This is a genomic window from Streptomyces sp. NPDC051822 (assembly GCF_044452745.1).
Lineage (GTDB): Bacteria > Actinomycetota > Actinomycetes > Streptomycetales > Streptomycetaceae > Streptomyces.
The window spans coordinates 22389-42382 of the sequence record NZ_JBITBZ010000008.1 but is presented as its reverse complement, the minus strand read 5'-3'; the positions used below and the strand labels follow the sequence as shown (position 1 = coordinate 42382).

At 71.8% G+C, this 19994-nt stretch carries 19 protein-coding genes; 13 read left to right on the top strand and 6 right to left on the bottom strand.

The window, feature by feature from the left end; all coding sequences use genetic code 11:
* Nucleotides 1–11 precede the first annotated feature (11 nt).
* Together ACIA8N_RS23465 and ACIA8N_RS23460 are read right to left on the bottom strand one after the other, a co-directional pair.
* A complete protein-coding gene (locus ACIA8N_RS23465; RefSeq protein ID WP_359212528.1) occupies nt 12–266 on the bottom strand; it encodes a MoaD/ThiS family protein in 255 nt (84 codons plus the stop codon).
* 45 nt (nt 267–311) lie between these two features.
* Complete coding sequence (locus ACIA8N_RS23460) at nt 312–1118, bottom strand: alpha/beta fold hydrolase (RefSeq protein WP_365783152.1); 807 nt, start codon at nt 1116–1118, stop codon at nt 312–314.
* Between the two features lie 223 nt (nt 1119–1341).
* Between ACIA8N_RS23460 and ACIA8N_RS23455 the strand changes: the two genes are divergently transcribed.
* The 6 genes from ACIA8N_RS23455 to ACIA8N_RS23430 all read left to right on the top strand — a co-directional run bounded on the left by ACIA8N_RS23455 (nt 1342) and on the right by ACIA8N_RS23430 (nt 7454).
* Nucleotides 1342–2151 carry a response regulator transcription factor gene (locus ACIA8N_RS23455; protein ID WP_365783154.1) on the top strand — a complete coding sequence of 270 codons (810 nt, stop codon included), beginning with the start codon at nt 1342–1344 and terminating at the stop codon, nt 2149–2151.
* Between the two features lie 24 nt (nt 2152–2175).
* Nucleotides 2176–3201 (top strand): LacI family DNA-binding transcriptional regulator, encoded by a 1026-nt coding sequence (locus tag ACIA8N_RS23450; protein WP_030554336.1) that lies wholly within the window; start codon nt 2176–2178, stop codon nt 3199–3201.
* 120 nt (nt 3202–3321) lie between these two features.
* The gene (locus ACIA8N_RS23445; protein ID WP_365783156.1) at nt 3322–4440 is read left to right on the top strand and encodes a trypsin-like peptidase domain-containing protein; all 1119 of its coding nucleotides are present in this window, start codon (nt 3322–3324) and stop codon (nt 4438–4440) included.
* Nucleotides 4441–4472: 32 nt separating this feature from the next.
* A complete protein-coding gene (locus tag ACIA8N_RS23440) occupies nt 4473–5201 on the top strand; it encodes a response regulator transcription factor (protein WP_030218961.1) in 729 nt (242 codons plus the stop codon).
* Nucleotides 5198–6589 carry a HAMP domain-containing sensor histidine kinase gene (locus ACIA8N_RS23435; RefSeq protein ID WP_365783158.1) on the top strand — a complete coding sequence of 464 codons (1392 nt, stop codon included), beginning with the start codon at nt 5198–5200 and terminating at the stop codon, nt 6587–6589. The genes ACIA8N_RS23440 and ACIA8N_RS23435 overlap by 4 nt, the downstream gene beginning before the upstream one ends.
* A 61-nt stretch (nt 6590–6650) precedes the next feature.
* The gene (locus ACIA8N_RS23430; RefSeq protein WP_365783160.1) at nt 6651–7454 is read left to right on the top strand and encodes a nucleotidyltransferase; all 804 of its coding nucleotides are present in this window, start codon (nt 6651–6653) and stop codon (nt 7452–7454) included.
* Here the strand turns inward: ACIA8N_RS23430 and ACIA8N_RS23425 are convergent.
* From ACIA8N_RS23425 to ACIA8N_RS23410, 4 genes are all read right to left on the bottom strand, one after another.
* Complete coding sequence (locus ACIA8N_RS23425) at nt 7451–8305, bottom strand: phosphatidylinositol-specific phospholipase C (RefSeq protein WP_365783162.1); 855 nt, start codon at nt 8303–8305, stop codon at nt 7451–7453. The two genes, ACIA8N_RS23430 and ACIA8N_RS23425, sit on opposite strands and share 4 nt — an antisense overlap.
* Before the next feature lie 141 nt (nt 8306–8446).
* Nucleotides 8447–8923 carry a hypothetical protein gene (locus ACIA8N_RS23420; protein WP_365783164.1) on the bottom strand — a complete coding sequence of 159 codons (477 nt, stop codon included), beginning with the start codon at nt 8921–8923 and terminating at the stop codon, nt 8447–8449.
* A 22-nt stretch (nt 8924–8945) separates the two neighbouring features.
* Nucleotides 8946–10466, bottom strand: a complete 1521-nt coding sequence (locus tag ACIA8N_RS23415; RefSeq protein WP_365783166.1) for a vanadium-dependent haloperoxidase — start codon at nt 10464–10466, stop codon at nt 8946–8948.
* Between the two features lie 312 nt (nt 10467–10778).
* Nucleotides 10779–12614, bottom strand: coding sequence for a bifunctional metallophosphatase/5'-nucleotidase (locus tag ACIA8N_RS23410; protein ID WP_365783168.1), 1836 nt, complete (start codon nt 12612–12614; stop codon nt 10779–10781).
* Nucleotides 12615–12767: 153 nt separating this feature from the next.
* On the opposite strand from ACIA8N_RS23410, the gene mshD reads away from it, so the two are divergent.
* The 7 genes from mshD (at nt 12768) to ACIA8N_RS23375 (ending at nt 19939) form a co-directional block, all read left to right on the top strand.
* A complete protein-coding gene (mshD, locus tag ACIA8N_RS23405; protein ID WP_365783170.1) occupies nt 12768–13694 on the top strand; it encodes a mycothiol synthase in 927 nt (308 codons plus the stop codon).
* 116 nt (nt 13695–13810) lie between these two features.
* On the top strand, nt 13811–14197 hold the full coding sequence (locus tag ACIA8N_RS23400; protein ID WP_365783172.1) for a GntR family transcriptional regulator: 387 nt from the start codon (nt 13811–13813) through the stop codon (nt 14195–14197).
* Nucleotides 14194–15036 (top strand): ABC transporter ATP-binding protein, encoded by an 843-nt coding sequence (locus tag ACIA8N_RS23395; RefSeq protein WP_365783174.1) that lies wholly within the window; start codon nt 14194–14196, stop codon nt 15034–15036. The genes ACIA8N_RS23400 and ACIA8N_RS23395 overlap by 4 nt, the downstream gene beginning before the upstream one ends.
* Nucleotides 15033–16013 (top strand): ABC transporter permease, encoded by a 981-nt coding sequence (locus ACIA8N_RS23390; protein ID WP_365783176.1) that lies wholly within the window; start codon nt 15033–15035, stop codon nt 16011–16013. Before ACIA8N_RS23395 ends, ACIA8N_RS23390 begins: the two co-directional genes overlap by 4 nt.
* 260 nt (nt 16014–16273) lie before the next feature.
* Complete coding sequence (locus ACIA8N_RS23385; RefSeq protein ID WP_365783178.1) at nt 16274–18529, top strand: RNA degradosome polyphosphate kinase; 2256 nt, start codon at nt 16274–16276, stop codon at nt 18527–18529.
* Entirely contained in the window at nt 18516–19529 is a 1014-nt protein-coding gene (locus tag ACIA8N_RS23380; RefSeq protein WP_365783180.1) for a CHAD domain-containing protein, read from the top strand. Before ACIA8N_RS23385 ends, ACIA8N_RS23380 begins: the two co-directional genes overlap by 14 nt.
* Complete coding sequence (locus tag ACIA8N_RS23375) at nt 19526–19939, top strand: NUDIX hydrolase (RefSeq protein ID WP_365783182.1); 414 nt, start codon at nt 19526–19528, stop codon at nt 19937–19939. Before ACIA8N_RS23380 ends, ACIA8N_RS23375 begins: the two co-directional genes overlap by 4 nt.
* Nucleotides 19940–19994: the final 55 nt, after the last annotated feature.

Below are 19994 nucleotides of genomic sequence, written 5' to 3'. Positions count from 1 at the left end.
GTTCCTGGGGTTCACCCTCCTGCGAACGGGGGGAGCACCTCGACCGTGCCGCCCTCGGCAAGCCGTACCGTCTCATGGCTCCTGGTCCCGACGGGGTCGCCGTCGACCAGGAACGAGCACCGCCGGAGGACCTGGACGAGTTCACCCGGGTGCTTCGCGCGGGCCGCGTCGAGCGCGTCCGCGAGGTGCTCGGCGTCGTACGGCTCCTCCGCGACACCGGCGGCGGCCTTGGCCGCGGCCCAGTAGCGGATGGTTCCCGCTGCCATAGCGGCGCTCCCTTCGTTCGTGTGCGCGCCGCCCCCCATGATGGGCTATGCGCGGGTGAGCCAGTCCCCGAGCCGGGTGAGCAGCTCCCCGCCCGCCGCGTTCTCGGCGTGCCCCATGCCCCGCTCCACCCACAGTTCGGCTTCTCCGGCACCGGCCAGCATCCGCGGGTGGTCGAGCGGGAAGTACGGGTCCCGGTCGCCGTGCACGATGAGCAGCGGGGTCGGCGCGATGAGCGGCACCGCCTCCACCGGCGAGAGGGGCACGGGATCCCAGGCGCGTCGGTCGATCCGGGTCCGGAACCCGTACCGCCCGACGAGGCGGCCCGCCGGACGGGTGACCACCCAGTGGAGGCGGCGCATCGGCGCCGTACCCCGGTAGTACCAGCGGGCGGGTGCGGAGACGGCGGCCACCGCGTCGGCGCGCCCGGCCGTCTCCCGGTCGAGGGCCGCGTGCCGCAGGACCACGGAGCCGCCCATGGAGAAGCCGACCGTCGCCACGCGCGCGTGGCCGAGCTCACGGGCCCAGCGGACGGCGGCGGACAGGTCGAGGACCTCCCGGTCCCCGACGGTGGACCGGCCGCCGGAGCCGCCGTGCCCGCGGAAGGAGAAGGTGACGACGGCGGCGCCGCGCTCCGCGAAGGCGCGGGCGGCGCGCCGGACGGCGGGCCGGTCGGCCGACCCGGTGAACCCGTGGGCGACGACGACGGCCGTATCGGTGACACTTGCGATGGAGGGTTCGTAAACCGCCTCGATACGGACACCGTCATCCGTACGCAACATGACCCGGCGGGATCCGGAAGTGATCAGGGAGACATCCACCATGTGAAATCGACCCTCTCCCTCTGAACTCATGTGGGCTATTCTGCTGGGCAGAGGATCCGGGCGACGCAGCCCCCGGGTCCTTTTGCGTTTTCCGACCGTTGTTACGGACGGATGAACAAAAGCTCTCAAGGCGCGAGAGAGCGCAGTGATCTGTACGAAGCAGTGCACGTCCTCGCAGGGACCGAGGAGGAACCGACGTTATGAGCGAGCGTACGAAGCACGACCGAGCGACGACCGAAGAAGGTGCGGCGCGATGAGCTCTCTGCTGCTCCTCACCAACGCACTCCAGCCGTCGACCGAGGTGCTTCCCGCACTCGGCCTGCTGCTGCACAACGTCCGGGTCGCCCCGGCCGAGGGCCCCGCCCTCGTGGACACCCCCGGCGCGGACGTCATCCTCGTCGACGGCCGGCGCGACCTCCCGCAGGTGCGCTCGCTCTGTCAGCTGCTTCGGTCGACGGGGCCCGGCTGTCCGCTGGTCCTCGTCGTCACCGAGGGCGGCCTCGCGGCCGTCACCGCCGACTGGGGCATCGACGACGTCCTCCTCGACACCGCGGGCCCGGCCGAGGTCGAGGCCCGCCTCCGGCTCGCGATGGGCCGGCAGCAGATCGTCGCCGACGACTCCCCCATGGAGATCCGCAACGGCGACCTGTCGGTCGACGAGGCGACGTACAGCGCGAAGCTCAAGGGCCGGGTCCTGGACCTGACCTTCAAGGAGTTCGAGCTGCTCAAGTACCTGGCGCAGCACCCGGGCCGGGTCTTCACGCGTGCCCAGCTCCTCCAGGAGGTGTGGGGGTACGACTACTTCGGCGGCACCCGTACGGTCGACGTCCACGTGCGGCGGCTGCGTGCCAAGCTGGGCCCCGAGCACGAGTCGCTGATCGGCACCGTCCGCAACGTCGGCTACCGCTTCGTCACCCCGGAGAAGGTCGAGCGGGCCGCGGAGGAGGCCCGCGCCAAGGAAGAGGCCCGGACGAGCACGCGCGTCAAGGACGCCACGGGGGATGTCACCCCCGCGGAGGACAGGAACGTGGCGGACGCCACAGTGCGACCTGCCGGTAGGTAGGTCACCCCGCGTAGACTGCCGCGCGTGGCCAAGGTGACGCGGGATGACGTAGCTCGACTGGCAGGTACTTCGACCGCGGTCGTGAGCTACGTCATCAACAACGGACCCAGGCCGGTCGCCCCGGCCACGCGCGAGCGTGTCCTCGCCGCCATCAAGGAGCTGGGCTACCGCCCCGACCGGGTGGCCCAGGCCATGGCGTCCCGGCGCACGGACCTCATAGGCATGATCGTCCCGGACGCGCGGCAGCCGTTCTTCGCGGAGATGGCCCACGCCGTCGAGCAGGCCGCCGCCGAGCGCGGGAAGATGGTCCTCGTCGGCAACTCCGACTACCGCACCGAGCGCGAGGTCCACTACCTGCGCGCCTTCCTCGGCATGCGGGTCTCGGGACTGATCCTGGTCAGCCAGGGCATGAGCGAGCAGGCGGCGAGCGAGATCGAGGCCTGGGACGCGCGCGTGGTGCTGCTGCACGAGCGTCCTGAGGCGATCGACGACGTGGCCGTCGTGACCGACGACATCGGCGGCGCCCAGCTCGCCACCCGTCACCTCCTGGAGCACGGTCACCCGTACGTGGCGTGCCTCGGCGGCGTCCCGAACACCCCGGCCGTCGGCGACCCCGTCGCCGACCACGAGGAGGGCTGGCGGCGGGCCATGCTGGAGGCGGGCCTGTCGATCGAGGGCCGGCTCTTCCAGGCTCCGTACAACCGCTACGACGCCTACCAGGTGGCCCTGAAGCTGCTGGCCGGCCCGGACAGGCCGCCGGCCATCTTCTGCTCCACCGACGACCAGGCCTTCGGCGTGCTCCGGGCGGCCCGCGAGCTGCGCATCGAGGTGCCCACGGAGCTGGCGGTCGCGGGCTTCGACGACGTGAAGGAGGCGGCGCTCACCGACCCGCCGCTGACCACGATCTCCTCGGACCGTCCGGCGATGGCCCGGGCGGCGGTGGACCTCGTCCTGGACGACTCGCTCCGGGTGGCGGGCTCGCGCCGCGAGCGCGTGAAGCTCTTCCCCTCGGCCCTGGTCGTCCGCCGCTCCTGCGGCTGCGGCGAGTAAGCACCCCACAGGACAAGCCCTTACGACAGCCCCGCCCCTTATATGGGGCATACGGGGTTCTGTCGGGCTTCTCAGCCGGTCCTCAGACGCCTCTCATGTACGGCTCCGAGAGTCATAGCCATGACGGACTTCCAGGAGCAGCAGCCGCAGCAGCCCTACTACCCGCCGCAGCCGCCGAGGCCGCCGTACGACCCGAGCCGTTCGCACGACCCGAACGGTTCGTACGACCCGAGCCGTTCGTACGACCCCACGCAGCCGATCGTCACCGAGCCGGGTACGACGGTCTGGCCGTCCGGCGGGCAGGTGCCGCCGCCCGTGGACCCGCCCCTCGTCGCCACCGTCCCCGCCCCCGCTCCCACCCCCCGGCGCCGCGCCAGGCGCGGTGTCGGCCTCATGGCGGCCGTGGCCATCGCGGCCGCGGCGGTCGGCGGCGGCGCGGCGACGCTGGTCCAGGAGCTCACCTCCGACACCCCCGCCGTCGCCTCCTCCTCCGTGAGCGGCACCAACGTCTCCGCGAGCAGCACGGGCACGGTCGCCGGCGTCGCCGAGGCCGTCTCCCCCTCCATCGTCGAGATCTCCGCCGCCTCGAACGCGGGCAAGTCCACCGGCTCGGGCGTGATCATCACCTCCGACGGCGAGATCGTCACCAACAACCACGTGATCTCCGGCGCCTCGGAGATCGCCGTGCGGCTCAGCGACGGCAAGAGCTACCAGGCCGACGTCGTCGGCACCGACCCCGACAAGGACCTGGCCCTCATCAAGCTGAAGGGCGCGTCCGGGCTTCAGGCGGCCACGCTCGGCGACTCCTCCAAGGTCCGGGTCGGCGACCAGGTCGTGGCGATCGGCTCCCCCGAGGGCCTGACCGGCACCGTCACCAGCGGCATCGTCTCCGCGCTCGACCGGGACGTGACCGTCGCCAAGGACGAAGAGAGCCAGGGGCAGCAGTACGACCCCCGGCAGGGCTGGCCGTTCGAGTTCGGCGGACAGCAGTTCAACGGCGACACCGGCTCGTCGAAGACCACGTACAAGGCGATCCAGACCGACGCCTCGCTCAATCCGGGGAATTCCGGCGGCGCGCTGATCAATATGGACGGCGAGATCATCGGGATCAATTCGGCCATGTATTCGCCCAGTTCTTCGAACGGCTCCACGGCCGGAAGCGTCGGCCTCGGATTCGCGATCCCGGTCGACACCCTGAAGGCCGATCTGGACAGCCTCCGCGCGGGCGGCGACAACTGACCGGGGCCGGGGCGGCATGCGACGCTGAGGCCATGACGGGACAGCAGAACGAAGCCGAGCGCATCCTCATCGTCGACGACGAGCCCGCCGTCCGTGAGGCCCTGCGCCGCAGCCTCGCCTTCGAGGGGTACGGGACGCAGGACGCCGTCGACGGCCTCGACGCGCTCTCCCGCATGGAGTCGTACGCCCCCGACCTCGTCGTCCTCGACGTCCAGATGCCCCGCATGGACGGACTGACCGCCGCCCGCCGGATCAGGGCCTCCGGATCCACCGTGCCGATCCTGATGCTCACGGCCCGCGACACCGTCGGCGACCGGGTCACCGGGCTCGACGCGGGCGCCGACGACTACCTGGTGAAGCCCTTCGAGCTGGACGAGCTGTTCGCCCGCATCAGGGCGCTGCTCCGCCGCAGCTCGTACGCCTCCGCCACGGCGGCCGCCCCCGCCGACACCGACGTGCTCGCCTTCGAGGACCTGCGGATGGATCTCGCCACCCGCGAGGTGACCCGCGGCGGCCGGACGGTGGAGCTCACGCGGACCGAGTTCACCCTCCTGGAGATGTTCCTGGCGCACCCGCGGCAGGTCCTCACCCGCGAGCAGATCCTCAAGGCCGTGTGGGGCTTCGACTTCGAGCCCAGTTCGAACTCCCTGGACGTGTACGTGATGTACCTGCGGCGCAAGACGGAGGCCGGCGGCGAGCCGCGCCTCGTGCACACGGTGCGGGGCGTGGGCTACGCGCTGCGCGGAGGAGGCGGGGAGTGAGCAGTCCGCTGGCCTGGTTCCGCTCACGGCCCCTGCGCTCACGGCTCGCGCTGCTCACCGCCTTCGCGGTGGCCGTCGCCGTCGCCGCCGCTTCGCTCGCCTGCTGGTTCGTGACCCGCGAACAGCTGGAGACCGAGATGGACTCCTCGCTGCGCAGCACCCGGCTCGACGCGAACGGGGTGCAGAGCCTCCTCGCCCTCTGCCGGCAGGGAAGCACACCGCCTCCGGTGGCGGGCTCGTACACCGTGCAGGTGATCCTCGCCAACGGCAGCGTCTGCACCTCGGGCAAGGCCGCCATCCCGGCGGGCGAGGGCGACCTCGCGGTGGCGCGGGGGCAGCTGGAGTACGCCCTGCACACGGTGAAGGACGACAGCGGGCGGGAGATGCGGGTCTACACCTACCCGCAGGACGGCCCGATCGGGCTCGCCGTCTCCGTCGCCCGGCCGCTCGACGAGATCGACAACTCGATGTCCACGCTGCGCTGGGTGCTGCTCCTGGTCTCCGGGATCGGCGTCGTCGGCGCGGGCGCGGCCGGCCTGTGGGTGGCGCGGACCGGCCTCGAACCGGTGAACCGGCTGACCGGGGCCGTCGAGCACGTCGCCGCGACCGAGGACCTGACCGTCCGCATCCCGGTCGAGGGCGAGGACGAGATCGCCCGCCTCTCCCGCTCCTTCAACGCGATGACCGCGGCGCTCGCGACCTCCCGTGACCGGCAGGCGCAGCTCATCGCGGACGCGGGCCACGAGCTCCGCACACCGCTCACCTCCCTCCGTACGAACGTCGAACTCCTCGCGCGCAGCGAGGAGACGGGCCGGGCGATCCCGCCGGAGGACCGGCGGGCCCTGATGGCCTCGGTGAAGGCGCAGATGACGGAGCTGGCCGCGCTGATCGGCGACCTCCAGGAACTGGCCCGCCCTGACGCGGCGGAACCGGGCCCCCTCGAAGTGGTCCCGCTGCACACGATCCTGCGGGCGGCCCTGGACCGGGCGCGGCTGCGCGGCCCCGAGCTGACCTTCGTCACGGACCTGGCCCCCTGGTACGTGCGGGCGGAACCGGCGGCCCTGGAGCGGGCCCTGATGAACGTCCTGGACAACGCGGTGAAGTTCTCGCCGCCCCGGGGCACGGTCGAGGTGACCCTGATGCGCGGCGAACTGACCGTCCGCGACCAGGGTCCCGGCATCGCCCCCGACGAGCTCCCGCACGTCTTCGACCGCTTCTGGCGCTCCCCCTCGGCCCGCAGTCTCCCGGGCTCGGGCCTGGGCCTGTCGATCGTGGCCCGCACGGTCCACCACGCGGGCGGCACGGTCGCCCTCACACCGGTGGAGGGCGGCGGGACGGTGGCGACGGTACGGCTGCCGGGGGCGCCGACGCCGCCGCCGGAGGTGTGACACCCGGGCGGGACCGTAAAACCGCTCGTTGATCGGCCGGCGTCCGGGGCAGAGTGGCGCCATGGACGACGGACGCGGACTGGCCCCCGACGGAACGATCCTGCGCGAAGGCGCCCTGGAGCGCGTGCCCCCGGCGTTCGCGCCGGTCGTCGAGGCGGCGCGGGCCGGGATCTCCGGCACGTTCGGGCCGGACCGTCTGCACAGCGCCTACCTGTACGGCAGTCTTCCCCGCGGGACCGCGATCCCGGGCGTCTCCGACCTCGACCTCGAACTGGCCCTGCACGACGAACCCACGGCGGCCGACCAGGCGGACGCCCACGCCCTGGAGGCCGCGCTCGACCGGGACTTCCCCGTGATCGACGGCGTCGGCATCGTGCTCTCCCACACCCGGACGGTGCTCAGCGAAGCCGAGCGCCACGACGGGGGCTTCTTCGTCGCCTGCCTCTGCACCCCGCTCCTGGGGCCCGACCTCGCCGACGAGCTGCCGCGGTACCGTCCCACCTCGCTCCTCGCCCGCGAGACGAACGGCGACCTCGGCCGGCTCGTCCCCGGCTGGCGTACGCGCGCCGCCGAGGGCACCGACCCGCACGTCCTCGGGCGGCGGGTCGGCCGACGGCTCGTCCGTACGGGCTTCACCCTCGTCATGCCCCGGTGGAACGGCTGGACCAGCGACCTCGACCGGCAGGCCGCCGTCTTCGGCGGCTACTACCCGGAGCGCGCCGGGCAGATGCGGCTCGCCGTGACGACGGGCCGCTCGACCGCGCCCGACCCGTCGGTCCTCGGGATGCTCGTCGACGACCTGGCGCCCTGGCTGGCGGCCGAGTACGCGCGCGTACACGGCGAAAAGGCGCCGCGCCCCCTCTAGTTGTGCCGCAGCAGGGCTTCCACGAGCCCCGCGCGGGTGTTCGGGAAGTCCATGGGGACGATACCGAGGCCCGTACGGCCGGACATCGCGGCACCGTCGAGGAAGCCGTGGACGCGCGGGTTCAGCCGGTCGGAGTTCCAGCGGGGCGGCAGGTAGGCGGAGGTGCTGGTGAAGTTCACGTAGAGGCGGCCGGGCTGTTCGACGGCTGCGCGGAAGTGGGCTTCGATCTTGGCGTACTTGGCGTCGGGCAGCGCGTTCCAGTCGTCCTGGACGGCGAAGAGGGAGCCGTCCCCCCACCGCACCCCCGGCAGCCCGCCGTTGTCGGCCAGGAGGACGACCCGGCCGCGGGCCTCGCCGAGGAGCGGCAGCCCGGAGCCGATGCGGAAGAGGGAGCGCCAGCCCCGCCCGTCGAGGTAGTCGTCGAACACCGCGCGGAAGGTGGCGTCGGACTCCTCGGAGTACTCCTGCCGGACCCGCATGAGGACGGTCTCGGAGGGGTGCGCGGCGAGGAAGTCGCGGCAGGCGACGAGGACGTCCCCGAACATCATGTTCTGGTAGGAGGGCCCGTGGTGGATGGCGAAGGACCCGCCGGTCACCCGGCACCGGATGTCCAGGAAGCGGATGCCGCTGTCCAGCTGCTGGGCGATGGTCGTGTTCTGGCACTCGGACCAGAGGCCGCCGAACCGGGCGCCCGAGTCGTGGGTGCCGGGGATGGTGAGCTGCCGCAGGGCCGTCCCGTCGCCGTGTGCGGCCATCCATGCGCGTACGTCCACGGCGGAGGCGCTGGGCGCCCCGACGATCAGCGCGGCTCCGGCCCCCAGGGCCCCGAGAAGTAGGCGTCGTCGCTCCATGACGCGCACTATGACAGGTTCATATCAACAACACCACGGTGCCTCGGTCCGCGAAGTGAGGACGGAAGGCCGGCTCCCGACGGGGAACCGGCCCTCCTCACCACTCAGTGCGACTCACGCGCACAGGCCACAGGCCACAGTTCACGGGGTGACGGTGAACGCGCACCACGGCGTCCAGTCCGAGCCCCGGTTGCCGCCGGCCGCCCGCAGCCGGAACTGGTACTCGCCCGGCTTCAGCTCGCCCGCGCCGAGCGCGAGGTTGAAGACCATGCCGTTCGGCCAGATCCGCTCGGTCTTGGTGATGAGCGCGGCCTCGCCCGGCTCGGCGACCTCGAAGGTGGCCCGCAGGGAGGAGTAACTCCTGTTCTTGCCCGCGTCCTTGCCGAACCTCACCGGCGAGGCGGCGAGCGCGCCGCCCTTCGCGCCGGAGATCACCGGGACCGGGCCGCCCTCGCAGAACTGCGCCTGCTCGTACGGTCCGGCGAAGACCCGGAGAGTGCCTGGCACGCTGGGGTCGGTCTGCGATCCCGAGGCGTTCGCGCCGGCGACCGCGACGGTGACGAGTACGGCGACCACACCGGCGGTCGCGCCGACGTATCGGAGATGCTTTCTGATCACAGGAAGATCATCCTTTCCGGTGCTAGCGCGGGACGTAGTAGAGGTGGGTGCGGCCGTCGTAGCCGTTCGCACAGCCGTAGGAGTTCCAGAGGAGCTGGTGGTAGGAGTTCTCCGCCCCGTACTCGTCACACCAGTACCAGGAGGCGTGCGAGCCGTCGTACTGGTTCCCGACGGTCGTCGCACCCATGGGCTTGATCAGCCATTCCTTGCCCACGGTGCCGAGGCGGGGGCTGGTGTACGAAGGAGTCTGGTCGCTCGCACTCGTCCAGCCGTACGAGTTGGTGATGATCTGGCTTGCGGCCTTCCGGCCGGTCGCGACGCCGAGGTCACCGTCCCACTGGAAGTGCACACCGAGGTAGACCCGGCTCCGGGCGTTCTCGGTGGCCGCCGCGCTGAAGGTGGGGAAGGTGCGGGTGACCCCGACCGCGTGCGGATCGTCGGTGGTGCCGGTGAAGGAGATGTCGTCCGTGCCGAAGAACTGCTTCATCGACTCGGCCCATGCTCCGCCGAAGGTCGCGTGCCCTGAGACGTAGGCGGGGAAGGGCGGGCTGAAGTGGTTCCCGGCCTCGTCGGCCGACAGCGGCTGCCAGGAACTGTTCTGCACGGTGTCCGGGTTGCCGTCCGAACCGGCCAGCCGGACCGCGCTCTCGGGCCGCCACAGATCGATGGCGGTCTGGTACTTCTGGTCCCAGGCGGAGATACCCGCGTCCGCCATCGAGCCCGCGACCAGCGCGAAGAGCTGGACGTTGGCGAGCTGGCCGAGTCCGCGCTGCGCGGAGACGGTCCGGGTGTGGGCGAAGAGCTGGCCCGGCGGCTTGTAGGTGCCGTTCAGGTCGTTGGCCCAGAACCAGGCGATCTCGGTCTGCTCGGCGGTCCGCGTCGTGCTGTCGGCCGCACCGAGCTCCGCCACCTCCTTGAACTGAGCTGTGTAGGCAGGGCTCTTCAGCAGCTCGGGCATCGTCGCGATCCCGCCGGGCGGCTGCGGACGCAGGTCGGCCGCCGTGGTGTCGAAGTGGGCCCACGGGTAGTCGCCGTAGTCGACGAACTTCTTGACCTTGCCCCAGTTCGGAGTCGCCGCCGCGCCGGAGCCCGTCGGCCGCCACTGACCGGGTTCGGTGCTCGGGGTGTACGGCGTCGTGTCGCCGGATCCGTCGTTGGCGCGACGGGCGATCATCGCCGCGGCGGCCTTCTCGCCGACGCTCCGGCCCTCCGCGGTCGTGGCGTCGACCGGCTCGCCCGTGCGCGCCGCCGTGAGGTAGGGGGCGAAGTCGAGCGCCGGGAAGACGGACTCGAGGACGTCGTGGGCCGCGTGGTCCATCGCCGCCTCGACGTTCGGAGCGACGCCGGCCTTCACGCTGATGCCGGGGGTGTAGAGCGCCCCGAGGCAGTTCTCAGGCTTGAAGCCGCCGCTGCTGTGGCAGCGGCTGGCGTTCGCCGCGTCGTACATGGCCAGATGCAGCATGGCCCCGGCCCGCGCCAGCGGTCCGGGAGCGCCGCCCGTGGTCACGTAGGCGTCGATCAGTGCCTGGTTCCAGTAGAGCACTCGGTCGCCTGTGGTGGAACTGGCGTGTGCGGGCGCCGATATGCCCACGGATGCCAGGAGTAGCGCCAGGACGACGGTGATGGACCGTCTGCCAGGATGTTTCACAGTCTCGCCCCCAGAGATCAAGGAAGTTGATCGTTCCGACAAGATCCCGAGGAGCATACGGTCAGCACCCTTCCCGGCGGTGCCGTTCCGGAATGAAATGCGAGTGAACCACGCTGCTCCTGAAGGGAGTTGCTTCCGGCGGACGCGCGGGACCCCGCCCGGCCGTCACGGCCCGGCGGGGTCCCGGTACTGCACCGCAAAGCCTGGTTACGGCTTCGGGGGGTACACCACGTTGATGCGGCCCGTCGCAGGCACCGGCAGCGGCGCGGCGGCCGAGGAGTGGGCCCCCAGGTAGGCGGTGAACATGTCCAGGTCGGACGCGCCGACCAGCTTGTTCTTGTGCTCCTTCAGGACGGTGAAGCCGTCGCCGCCACCAGTCAGGAACTCGTTCATCGCGACCCGGTAGGTCTTCGCCGGGTCGATCGCCTCACCGTTGAGCCGCACCGAGTCGACCACGATCCGGTCGGCGCCGGTCTTCGTCATGTCCAGGGTGTACGTGAAGCCCTTCGACACCTGGAGGATCTTCGGAGCCCCCAGGTTGGCGCCGCTGACCTGCTGCTGGAGCGTGGTGATGAGCTGCGCGCCGGTCAGGTCGACCGCCGTCATCATGTTGGCGAACGGCTGGACGTTGTACGCCTCTTCGTAGGTCACGACGCCCTCGCCCTCGGCGCCGGACGGCTTGTGGACCAGCGGCATGCGGATGCCGCCCGGGTTCATCAGCGCGAGCTGCGCGCCGCCCTTGTCGGCCGGGGCCATGCCCTCCAGCTGCGCGTCCGCGATGAGGTTGCCCAGCGGCTTCTCGTACACCTTGTCGGAGTTGTCGATGTCGGCGGAGATGTGGCCGACGGGACGGGTGGCGACCGGCGCGGACAGGACCTTCCAGCGCTTGATCAGCTCACTCATGTCGCCGGCCGGGTCCACGGTACGGGTGACGACGTGGTTCGCGGAGGCGACGGCGGTGCGGACGATGTCCTTCGTACGACGGTCGTAGGTGAGCGTCGTGTCGGTGTAGAGCCGGCCGAAGGAGGCCGCCGAGGTGACCGTGCGCGGCTTGCCCGCCGGGTCCGCGATGGTGCACGCGTACGCCTGGTGGGTGTGCCCGGTGACCAGGGCGTCGACCTGCGGGCTGACGTTCTTGGCGATGTCGACGATCGGGCCGGAGATGCCGTCGCCGGGACCCGGGCTGTCGCAGTCGTAGTTGTACGCGCCCGAGGCCGGCGCGCCGCCCTCGTGGAGCAGGGCGACGATCGACTTCACGCCCTTGCGCTCGAGCACCTTGGTGTACTTGTTGATCGTCTCGACCTCGTCGCCGAACTTCAGGCCCTTGACGCCATCGGCGGAGACGATGTTCGCCGTGCCTTCGAGGGTGACGCCGATGAAGCCGATCTTGACGCCGTCCTTCTCCCAGACGAAGTACGGGTCGAGCAGCGGCTTGCCGCTCTTCTCGTCCGTCACGTTGGCCGCGAGGTAGGGGAAGTCCGCCCCCTCGAAGGTCTTGCCCTCCTCGAAGCAGCCCTCGGTCGGGTGGCAGCCGCCGTTCTGTATCCGGGCCAGCTCGCGCGCGCCCTCGTCGAACTCGTGGTTGCCGACCGAGCTCACGTCGAGCTTCAGCTTGTTCAGCGCCTCGATGGTCGGCTCGTCGTGGAACAGCCCGGAGACCAGCGGCGAGGCGCCGATCATGTCGCCCGCGGCGGCGGTGACGGAGTAGCGGTTGCCCTCGCGGGCCTGCCGCAGGTGCGTGGCGAGGTACTCGACGCCGCCGACGCCGTTGATGGTCTCGGTCGAGCCGTCCTCCTTGAGGCGGGTGAGCCGGCCCGCCGAGCCCGTCGGCGGCTCCAGGTTGCCGTGCAGGTCGTTGAACGACAGCAGCTGGACGTCGACCATCCGGCCCCATCCCTTGCCGTTCCCGTACCCGGCGGCGAACTCGTCCCCGGACGCCCCGGCCGACGGCATCGTGGCGACGAGCGCCCCGACCGTCGCAAGCCCCGCCCCGGTGGCGAGAATCCGCCGCACGGTCTTGTTCTTCCTCGCTGCCACTGCCATCTCTCCCACTCGTCCCCTTGCCCCGTTTCGTCGGGCATTGATCTGCTCCCCGTTGCGCGTGCAGCCTAGAGTCAACGCGCGTAGCGCAACAGGGGGTGGCCGGTTACAAGACAGTTGCCGCTGGCTGACGAAGTGTCGCCGTAGGCTCGTGTCATGACTTCCGACGCGGCACCGGCCCTCGAACCCGGACGGCAGATCCACACCTACGACGAGCTCACCCCCGAGCAGATCCAGGACGTACTGGACCTGCTCGAAGCCGCCGACCACACCGACGGCGTGCACGCGGTGTCCGAGCAGGGCCGGCTCTACCTGCGCCACGGCCGCCGCGAGGGCGTGCGCCACTTCCTCCTCACCGTCGGCCCCCGCCTCTACGGCTACGCCCAGCTGGAGGAGACCGACCCCATCGAGGCCCCGGCCGCAGAACTCGTCGTCCACCCGTCGCACCGGGGCCGCGGCCACGGCCGGGCGCTCGGCACCGCCCTGCTCGCCGCCTCCGGAAAGCGGCTGCGCGTCTGGGCGCACGGCGGCAAGTCCGCCGCCCGGCACCTCGCCCAGGTCCTCGGCCTGACGCTCTTCCGCGAACTGCGCCAGCTCCGGCGCGCGCTGGCCCCGCTCGACATCCCGGAGCCGGTGTACCCCGAGGGCGTGACCGTCCGCACCTTCGTAGCCGGCCAGGACGACGAGGCCTGGCTCGCGGTCAACGCGGCCGCCTTCGCCCACCACCCGGAGCAGGGCTCGCTCACCCAGCGGGACCTGGACGACCGGATGGCCGAGCCGTGGTTCGACCCGAAGGGCTTCTTCCTCGCCGAGAAGGACGGCCGGCTGATCGGCTTCCACTGGACGAAGACGCACGCCGAGGAGCAGCTCGGCGAGGTGTACGTGGTCGGCATCCTGCCCGACGCGCAGGGCGGCGGCCTCGGCAAGGCGCTCACCGCGACCGGCCTGCGGCACCTGGCGGCGCAGGGGATGCCGACGGCGATGCTGTACGTGGACGCGGACAACACCTCGGCGGTACGGGTCTACGAGGGCCTGGGCTTCGCCACCCACGAGGTGGACCTGATGTACCGCACGGAGTCGTAAGTCCTGCACTTCAGGGGGCGGTTGAGGCCGCCCGGCCGGAGGGGGCGGTTGACACCGCCCCCTTCTTTGCACCACCCTTTCACTACTTGATTAGTGAAAGGGTGGTGAAAGGGATCGTGCTCGAGTACCGCATCGACCGCCGCAGCGGCGTCGCCACCTACCTCCAGATCGTCCAGCAGACGAAACAGGCCCTCCGGATGGGCCTCCTGGAACCCGGCGACCGGCTGCCCACCGCGCGCGAGGTCGTCGAAGCGACGGCCATCAACCCCAACACGGTCCTCAAGGCCTACCGCGAACTCGAACGCGAAGGCCTCGTCGAAGCCCGCCGCGGCCTCGGCACCTTCGTCCGCGCCACCCTAGGCACCGGCCCGGCCGACTCGCCCCTGCGCGGCGAGCTCGACGCCTGGGCCCGCCGGGCCCGCGCCGCCGGCCTGGACCGCGAGGACGTGGCCGCGCTCTTCACATCCGTACTGAAGGAACACTTCGAGGGGGACGACACATGACCGAGGACCCGGCCCTGACGGCCGAAGGCCTGGGCAAGAAATACGGGGGAAGAGGCCGCGGCTGGGCCCTCAGGGAGTGCGACTTCGCCCTCCCCGCCGGACGGATCTGCGCCCTCGTCGGCCCCAACGGCGCCGGCAAGTCCACCCTCCTCGCCCTCGCCGCCGGCCTCCTGCGCCCCACCGAGGGAACGATCCAGGCACCGCCCCGCGAACGACTCGCGTACGTCGCCCAGGACAAGCCGCTCCACCCCCGGCTCAGCGTCGCCGACACCCTCCGCATGGGCCGCGAACTCAACCCAGGCCGGTGGGACTCCGCTCTCGCCGAGCGGATCGTCGAGGGCGGCGGCTTCTCCTCCGACACCCTCGTGCACCACCTCTCCGGCGGCCAGCGCACCCGCGTCGCCCTCGCGCTCGCCCTCGGCAAGCGGCCCGGACTGCTGCTCCTCGACGAGCCGATGGCCGACCTCGACCCGCTCGCCCGCCACCAGCTGATGGGCGTGCTCATGGCCGACGCCGCCGAACACGGCACCACCGTCGTCATGTCCTCGCACATCCTCACCGAGCTGGAGGGCGCCTGCGACCACCTCCTCCTGCTCCACGGCGGCCGGGTCCGCCTCGACGGCGCCGTCGACGAACTCCTCGCCGCGCACACCCTGCTCACGGGCCCGATCGCCGACCTCGACCCGCACACGGTCGTCGAGTCACGGACGACAGGCCGTCAGCTCACCGCGCTGATACGCCACCAGGGCCCGGTCGAAGGCCCCTGGGACACCTCGGCCCCTTCCCTGGAGGACCTCCTCCTCGCCCACCTCCGCACCACCGAAGGAGCCCCGGCATGAGCACCCTCGCCCTGAAGGGCCCCTACTGGGTGACGGTCCGCCAGTACCGGCGGACGCTGTGGCTGACGGGGGCGCTGGTGCTCCTGACGCTCGCGGTGATCGGCGGACTGCGGATCTGGGACCTGCAGACACCGGACGTGCCCGTCCAAGACGGCTATGCGGCACCCTCGGACGAGAACAGGGGGTTCAGGACGCTCACGTTCGCCATGGACTACCTCGGGCTGGGCATCCTCTTCCTCCCGCTCCTGGCCGGCACCTTCGTCGCGGGTCCGCTCGTCGCCCGCGAGTTCGAGTCGGGCACCTACAAGGTCTCCCTCACCCAGTCGCTGAGCCCTGCCGCCTGGCTCCGCGCGAAGCTCCTCACCGCGACCGCCGTGGCCCTGGTCACCACGGTCGCCCTCATGGGCGCCTTCCGGATCGGCTGGAGCCGCATGGCGCCCGCCTGGTACCCGAGCTGGGACCCGCACCCCTACGCGGCCACCGGCGTCGCCCACTTCGCGTACGTCCTCGCCGCCGTCGCCGTCGGCGCCCTCGTCGGCCAGCTGATCCGCCGAACCCTCGTCGCCATGTCGGCCACCGGCCTGGTCATGGGTGTGGTCATGCTCGTCATGGGCGCCTACCGCTGGTCCATCCTGCCGGTGAAGACGGTCACCGGCCCGGCGGGCCCCTCCCTCTGGGCACCGGGGCACGGCCTCGTCATGGACACGGGTCTCCTCACCTCCTCCGGCGTCCGCTTCGACCGGTCGTTCTGCTGGGAGGAGGCGTCCCGGACCCCGGGCACGGACGCCGCCGGGAACCTCTGGGCGAAGATCGAGGCGCAGTGCCGGGCCAGCCACGACCTCACCGGCCAGTACGTCGACTACCACCCCGAGTCCCATTTCTGGCCCACCCAGCTCATCGAGACCGGCATCCTCCTCGCCCTCGCCGCCCTCGCGCTCTTCGCCGCCTTCCGCGTGCTCCGCGCCCGTCACCCGTAGGGGCACGGCGCCCGTCACCCGTAGGGGCACGGCGCCCGTCACCCGTAAGGAGGAATCGGGGGCGGGGTCCTGACAAGGGCCCCGCCCCCGATTCCCGCACGACATGTCGTCGTTACCGGCCATTCAGACGCGCTTGCGACGCTCACGCAATGAAGCGCTCCGTGTCCGTGCCCGCCCGGGCTCTCCCCAAGGGGAGACTTCCCTCCCCCACGGCCCGCTCCGACGCGCCCGACGACCCCTTCGCGCGGAAGAATGGGGCCATGAGCCAGCAGCCCGCCGAGGTCCCGGTCCAGACCTCCGCCACGCCGTCCGCCCCGTCGTCCGCCGCTTCGTCCCTCGGTTCCATAGCCGCGCACCGCGCGCAGGTGGTGAACGGCACCGTCGTGACCGATCTCGCCCCCGATCTGGACACCGATCCCGACACCTACGAGGGCGACGGGACGCTCGGCGACGAGCTGCCGCAGGGCCGCTTCCTCGACCGGGAACGCAGCTGGCTCGCGTTCAACGAGCGCGTCCTCGAACTCGCCGAGGACCCGACCACACCCCTCCTCGAACGAGCGAACTTCCTCGCGATCTTCGCCTCGAACCTCGACGAGTTCTTCATGGTCCGGGTCGCCGGCCTCAAGCGCCGCATCGCGACCGGCGTCGCCACCCGCTCCGCCTCCGGGCTCCAGCCCCGCGAGGTCCTCGACCTGATCTGGACGCGGTCGCGCGAGCTGATGGCCCGGCACGCCGCCTGCTTCCAGCAGGACGTCGCCCCGGCCCTGGCCGACGAGGGCATCCACCTCATCCGCTGGCCCGAGCTCACGGAGAAGGAGCAGGCGCGGCTCTTCACCCTGTTCCGGCAGCAGATCTTCCCGGTCCTCACCCCGCTGGCCGTCGACCCCGCGCACCCCTTCCCGTACATCTCCGGCCTGAGCCTCAACCTCGCCGTGGTCGTACGCAATCCGGTGAGCGGCCACCGCCACTTCGCGCGCGTGAAGGTGCCGCCGCTGCTGACCCGCTTCCTGGAGGCCTCCCCGCAGCGGTACGTCCCCCTGGAGGACGTGATCGCGGCGCACCTGGAGGAGCTGTTCCCCGGCATGGAGGTGCTGGCGCACCACATGTTCCGGGTGACCAGGAACGAGGACCTGGAGGTCGAGGAGGACGACGCCGAGAACCTGCTCCAGGCCCTGGAGAAGGAGCTCATGCGGCGCCGCTTCGGGCCGCCGGTGCGCCTGGAGGTCGAGGAGTCCATCGACCCGTACGTCCTCGACCTGCTCGTACGCGAGCTGAAGGTGTCCGACGCCGAGGTGTACCCGCTGCCCGGCCCGCTGGACCTGACCGGGCTCTTCGGGATCGCCGGGCAGGACAGGCCCGAGCTGAAGTACCCGAAGTTCATAGCGGGCACCCACCGGGACCTCGCCGAGGTGGAGTCGGCGTCCGCGCCGGACGTCTTCGCGGCGCTGCGCGAGCGGGACGTGCTCCTGCATCACCCGTACGACTCGTTCTCGACGTCCGTGCAGGCCTTCCTGGAGCAGGCGGCGGCCGACCCGGACGTCCTCGCGATCAAGCAGACGCTGTACCGGACGTCGGGCGACTCCCCGATAGTCGACGCCCTCATCGACGCCGCCGAGTCCGGCAAGCAGGTCCTCGTCCTCGTCGAGATCAAGGCCCGCTTCGACGAGCAGGCCAACATCAAGTGGGCGCGCAAGCTGGAGGAGTCCGGCTGCCACGTCGTGTACGGCCTCGTCGGCCTGAAGACCCACTGCAAGCTGTCGCTCGTCGTACGGCAGGAGGGCGAGCTGCTCCGCCGCTACTCGCACGTCGGCACCGGCAACTACCACCCGAAGACGGCCCGGCTGTACGAGGACCTCGGCCTGCTCACCGCCGACCCGCAGGTCGGCGCGGACCTCTCCGACCTGTTCAACCGGCTCTCCGGCTACTCACGGCGCGAGACGTACCGGCGTCTGCTCACCGCCCCGAAGTCGCTGCGCGACGGCCTGGTCTCCCGGATCACCAAGGAGATCGTCCACCACCGCGCCGGACGGCCCGCGTACGTACGGATCAAGGTCAACTCCCTGGTCGACGAGGCGATCATCGACGCCTGCTACCAGGCCTCGCGCGCCGGCGTCCCCGTCGACATCTGGGTCCGCGGCATCTGCGCCGTACGCCCCGGGGTCACCGGCCTCTCGGAGAACATCCGGGTCCGTTCGATCCTCGGCCGCTTCCTGGAGCACTCCCGGGTCTTCGCCTTCGGCAACGGCGGCGAACCCGAGGTGTGGTTCGGCAGCGCCGACATGATGCACCGCAACCTGGACCGCCGGATCGAGGCCCTCGTACGGGTCTCCGACCCGGCCCACCGGGCCGCGCTCACCCGGCTCCTGGAGACCGGGATGTCCGACACCACCTCCTCCTGGCACCTCGGACCCGACGGGAACTGGACGCGCCACGCGACCGACCCCGACGGCCGTCCCCTGCGGCACGTCCAGGAGATGCTCATCGACGCGCGGAGGCGCCGGCGTGCACAACCCTGACCACTCTGACCACGGACGGGACGTCTCGGCCGGCGAGGTCCTGGCCCCCTACCTGCACGCCCGGGCCGCGGACTTCCTCCGCGGCCTCCGGCTGCACGCCGAGAGCGGCTCGGACACGGCCGGATCCGAGGAGGCGGCCCGCACCCTGCGCGGCGCCGCCCGCCGGATCGGCGGCACGCTCCACACCTTCCGGCCGCTGCTCGACACGGCCTGGGCGGACCAGCTGCGCACCGAGCTGGCCTGGCTCTCCGGCACCCTGGCCCTGGAGCAGGCCTGCACGTCCCGGCTCGTCCGCCTGGTGGACGCACTGTCCCGCCTGTCGAGCGGTACGGGCACGGGGCACGGCGGCGGCGGCCCCGTACCCGCCGCCCGGGGCAGCGAGGCGGCCGGCCTCACCGTGGGAGCCGCCCGGGCCGGCGCCCTCCTCGAACGCCAGCTGACCCTGGCCCGTACCCGAGCCCACTCGGCATCCCTGCAGGCCCTGGGCTCGGCCCGCTTCCACGCCATCGCCGACGCCGTCGCCCTCCTCGCCTCCGAGGTGCCGCTCGGCCCCGTCGGCGCGGCCCCCGCCATCGAGGTCCTCGACGGCCCCGCCGAGATCGCCGAACGGCGCCTCCTGGACGCGGTGGCCGCCCTGCCCCTGACCAGGGCCGCCCACCCGTACAACGCGGACGCCCTCGCGCTCGCCGCCGGGGAGGGTCAGGACGCGCCCTGGCACCAGACCCGGCTCCTGCTGCGCCTGCACCGCTACGCCTGCGAAGCCCTGCACACCGGCGGCGAACCGCACTCCGTCCTGTACGAGGCGGCCCGCGCCCTGGACCGGCACCGGGACGCCGCCGAAGCCGCGACGGCCGCCGCCACCGCCGCCCGCACCCCGCGCATCGCCCCGGCGACCGCGTACGCCCTGGGGGTGCTCCACGCCGACCAGCGCCACGAGGTCGAGGCGGCCCGCTTCGCCTTCCAGCGCGCATGGCGCAGAACGACGGCCCCGGTCCCATGACCGACGACCGAGGCCCGATCCTGGCGGCGGGCTGCGTCCTGTGGCGCCCGGCGGTTTCCGGCCACGGCATCGAGGTGGCGCTCGTCCACCGGCCGAAGTGGAACGACTGGTCGCACCCGAAGGGCAAGCGCAAGCGCGGCGAGACGGCGGAGGCGTGCGCGCTGCGCGAGGTCCTGGAGGAGACGGGCCGGCACTGCGAACTCGGCCCCCGCCTGCCCACGGTCCGCTACACGGTGGCCGGGCGCCCCAAGGAGGTCGTCTACTGGGCGGCCCGCGCCCTGGACGGCGCCTTCACCCCCACGAGAGAGATCGACGCGCTGCTCTGGCTGTCCCCCGCAGCGGCGAGATCCCGCCTCACCCAGCCCCGGGACCGGGAGCTCCTGGACGCCGCCGTGGCGACCCGGCACTGAGCCGGTCACACCCGGGCTTACGGCACGGTTCACTTCCCGTTCACCCTCTTCGGCC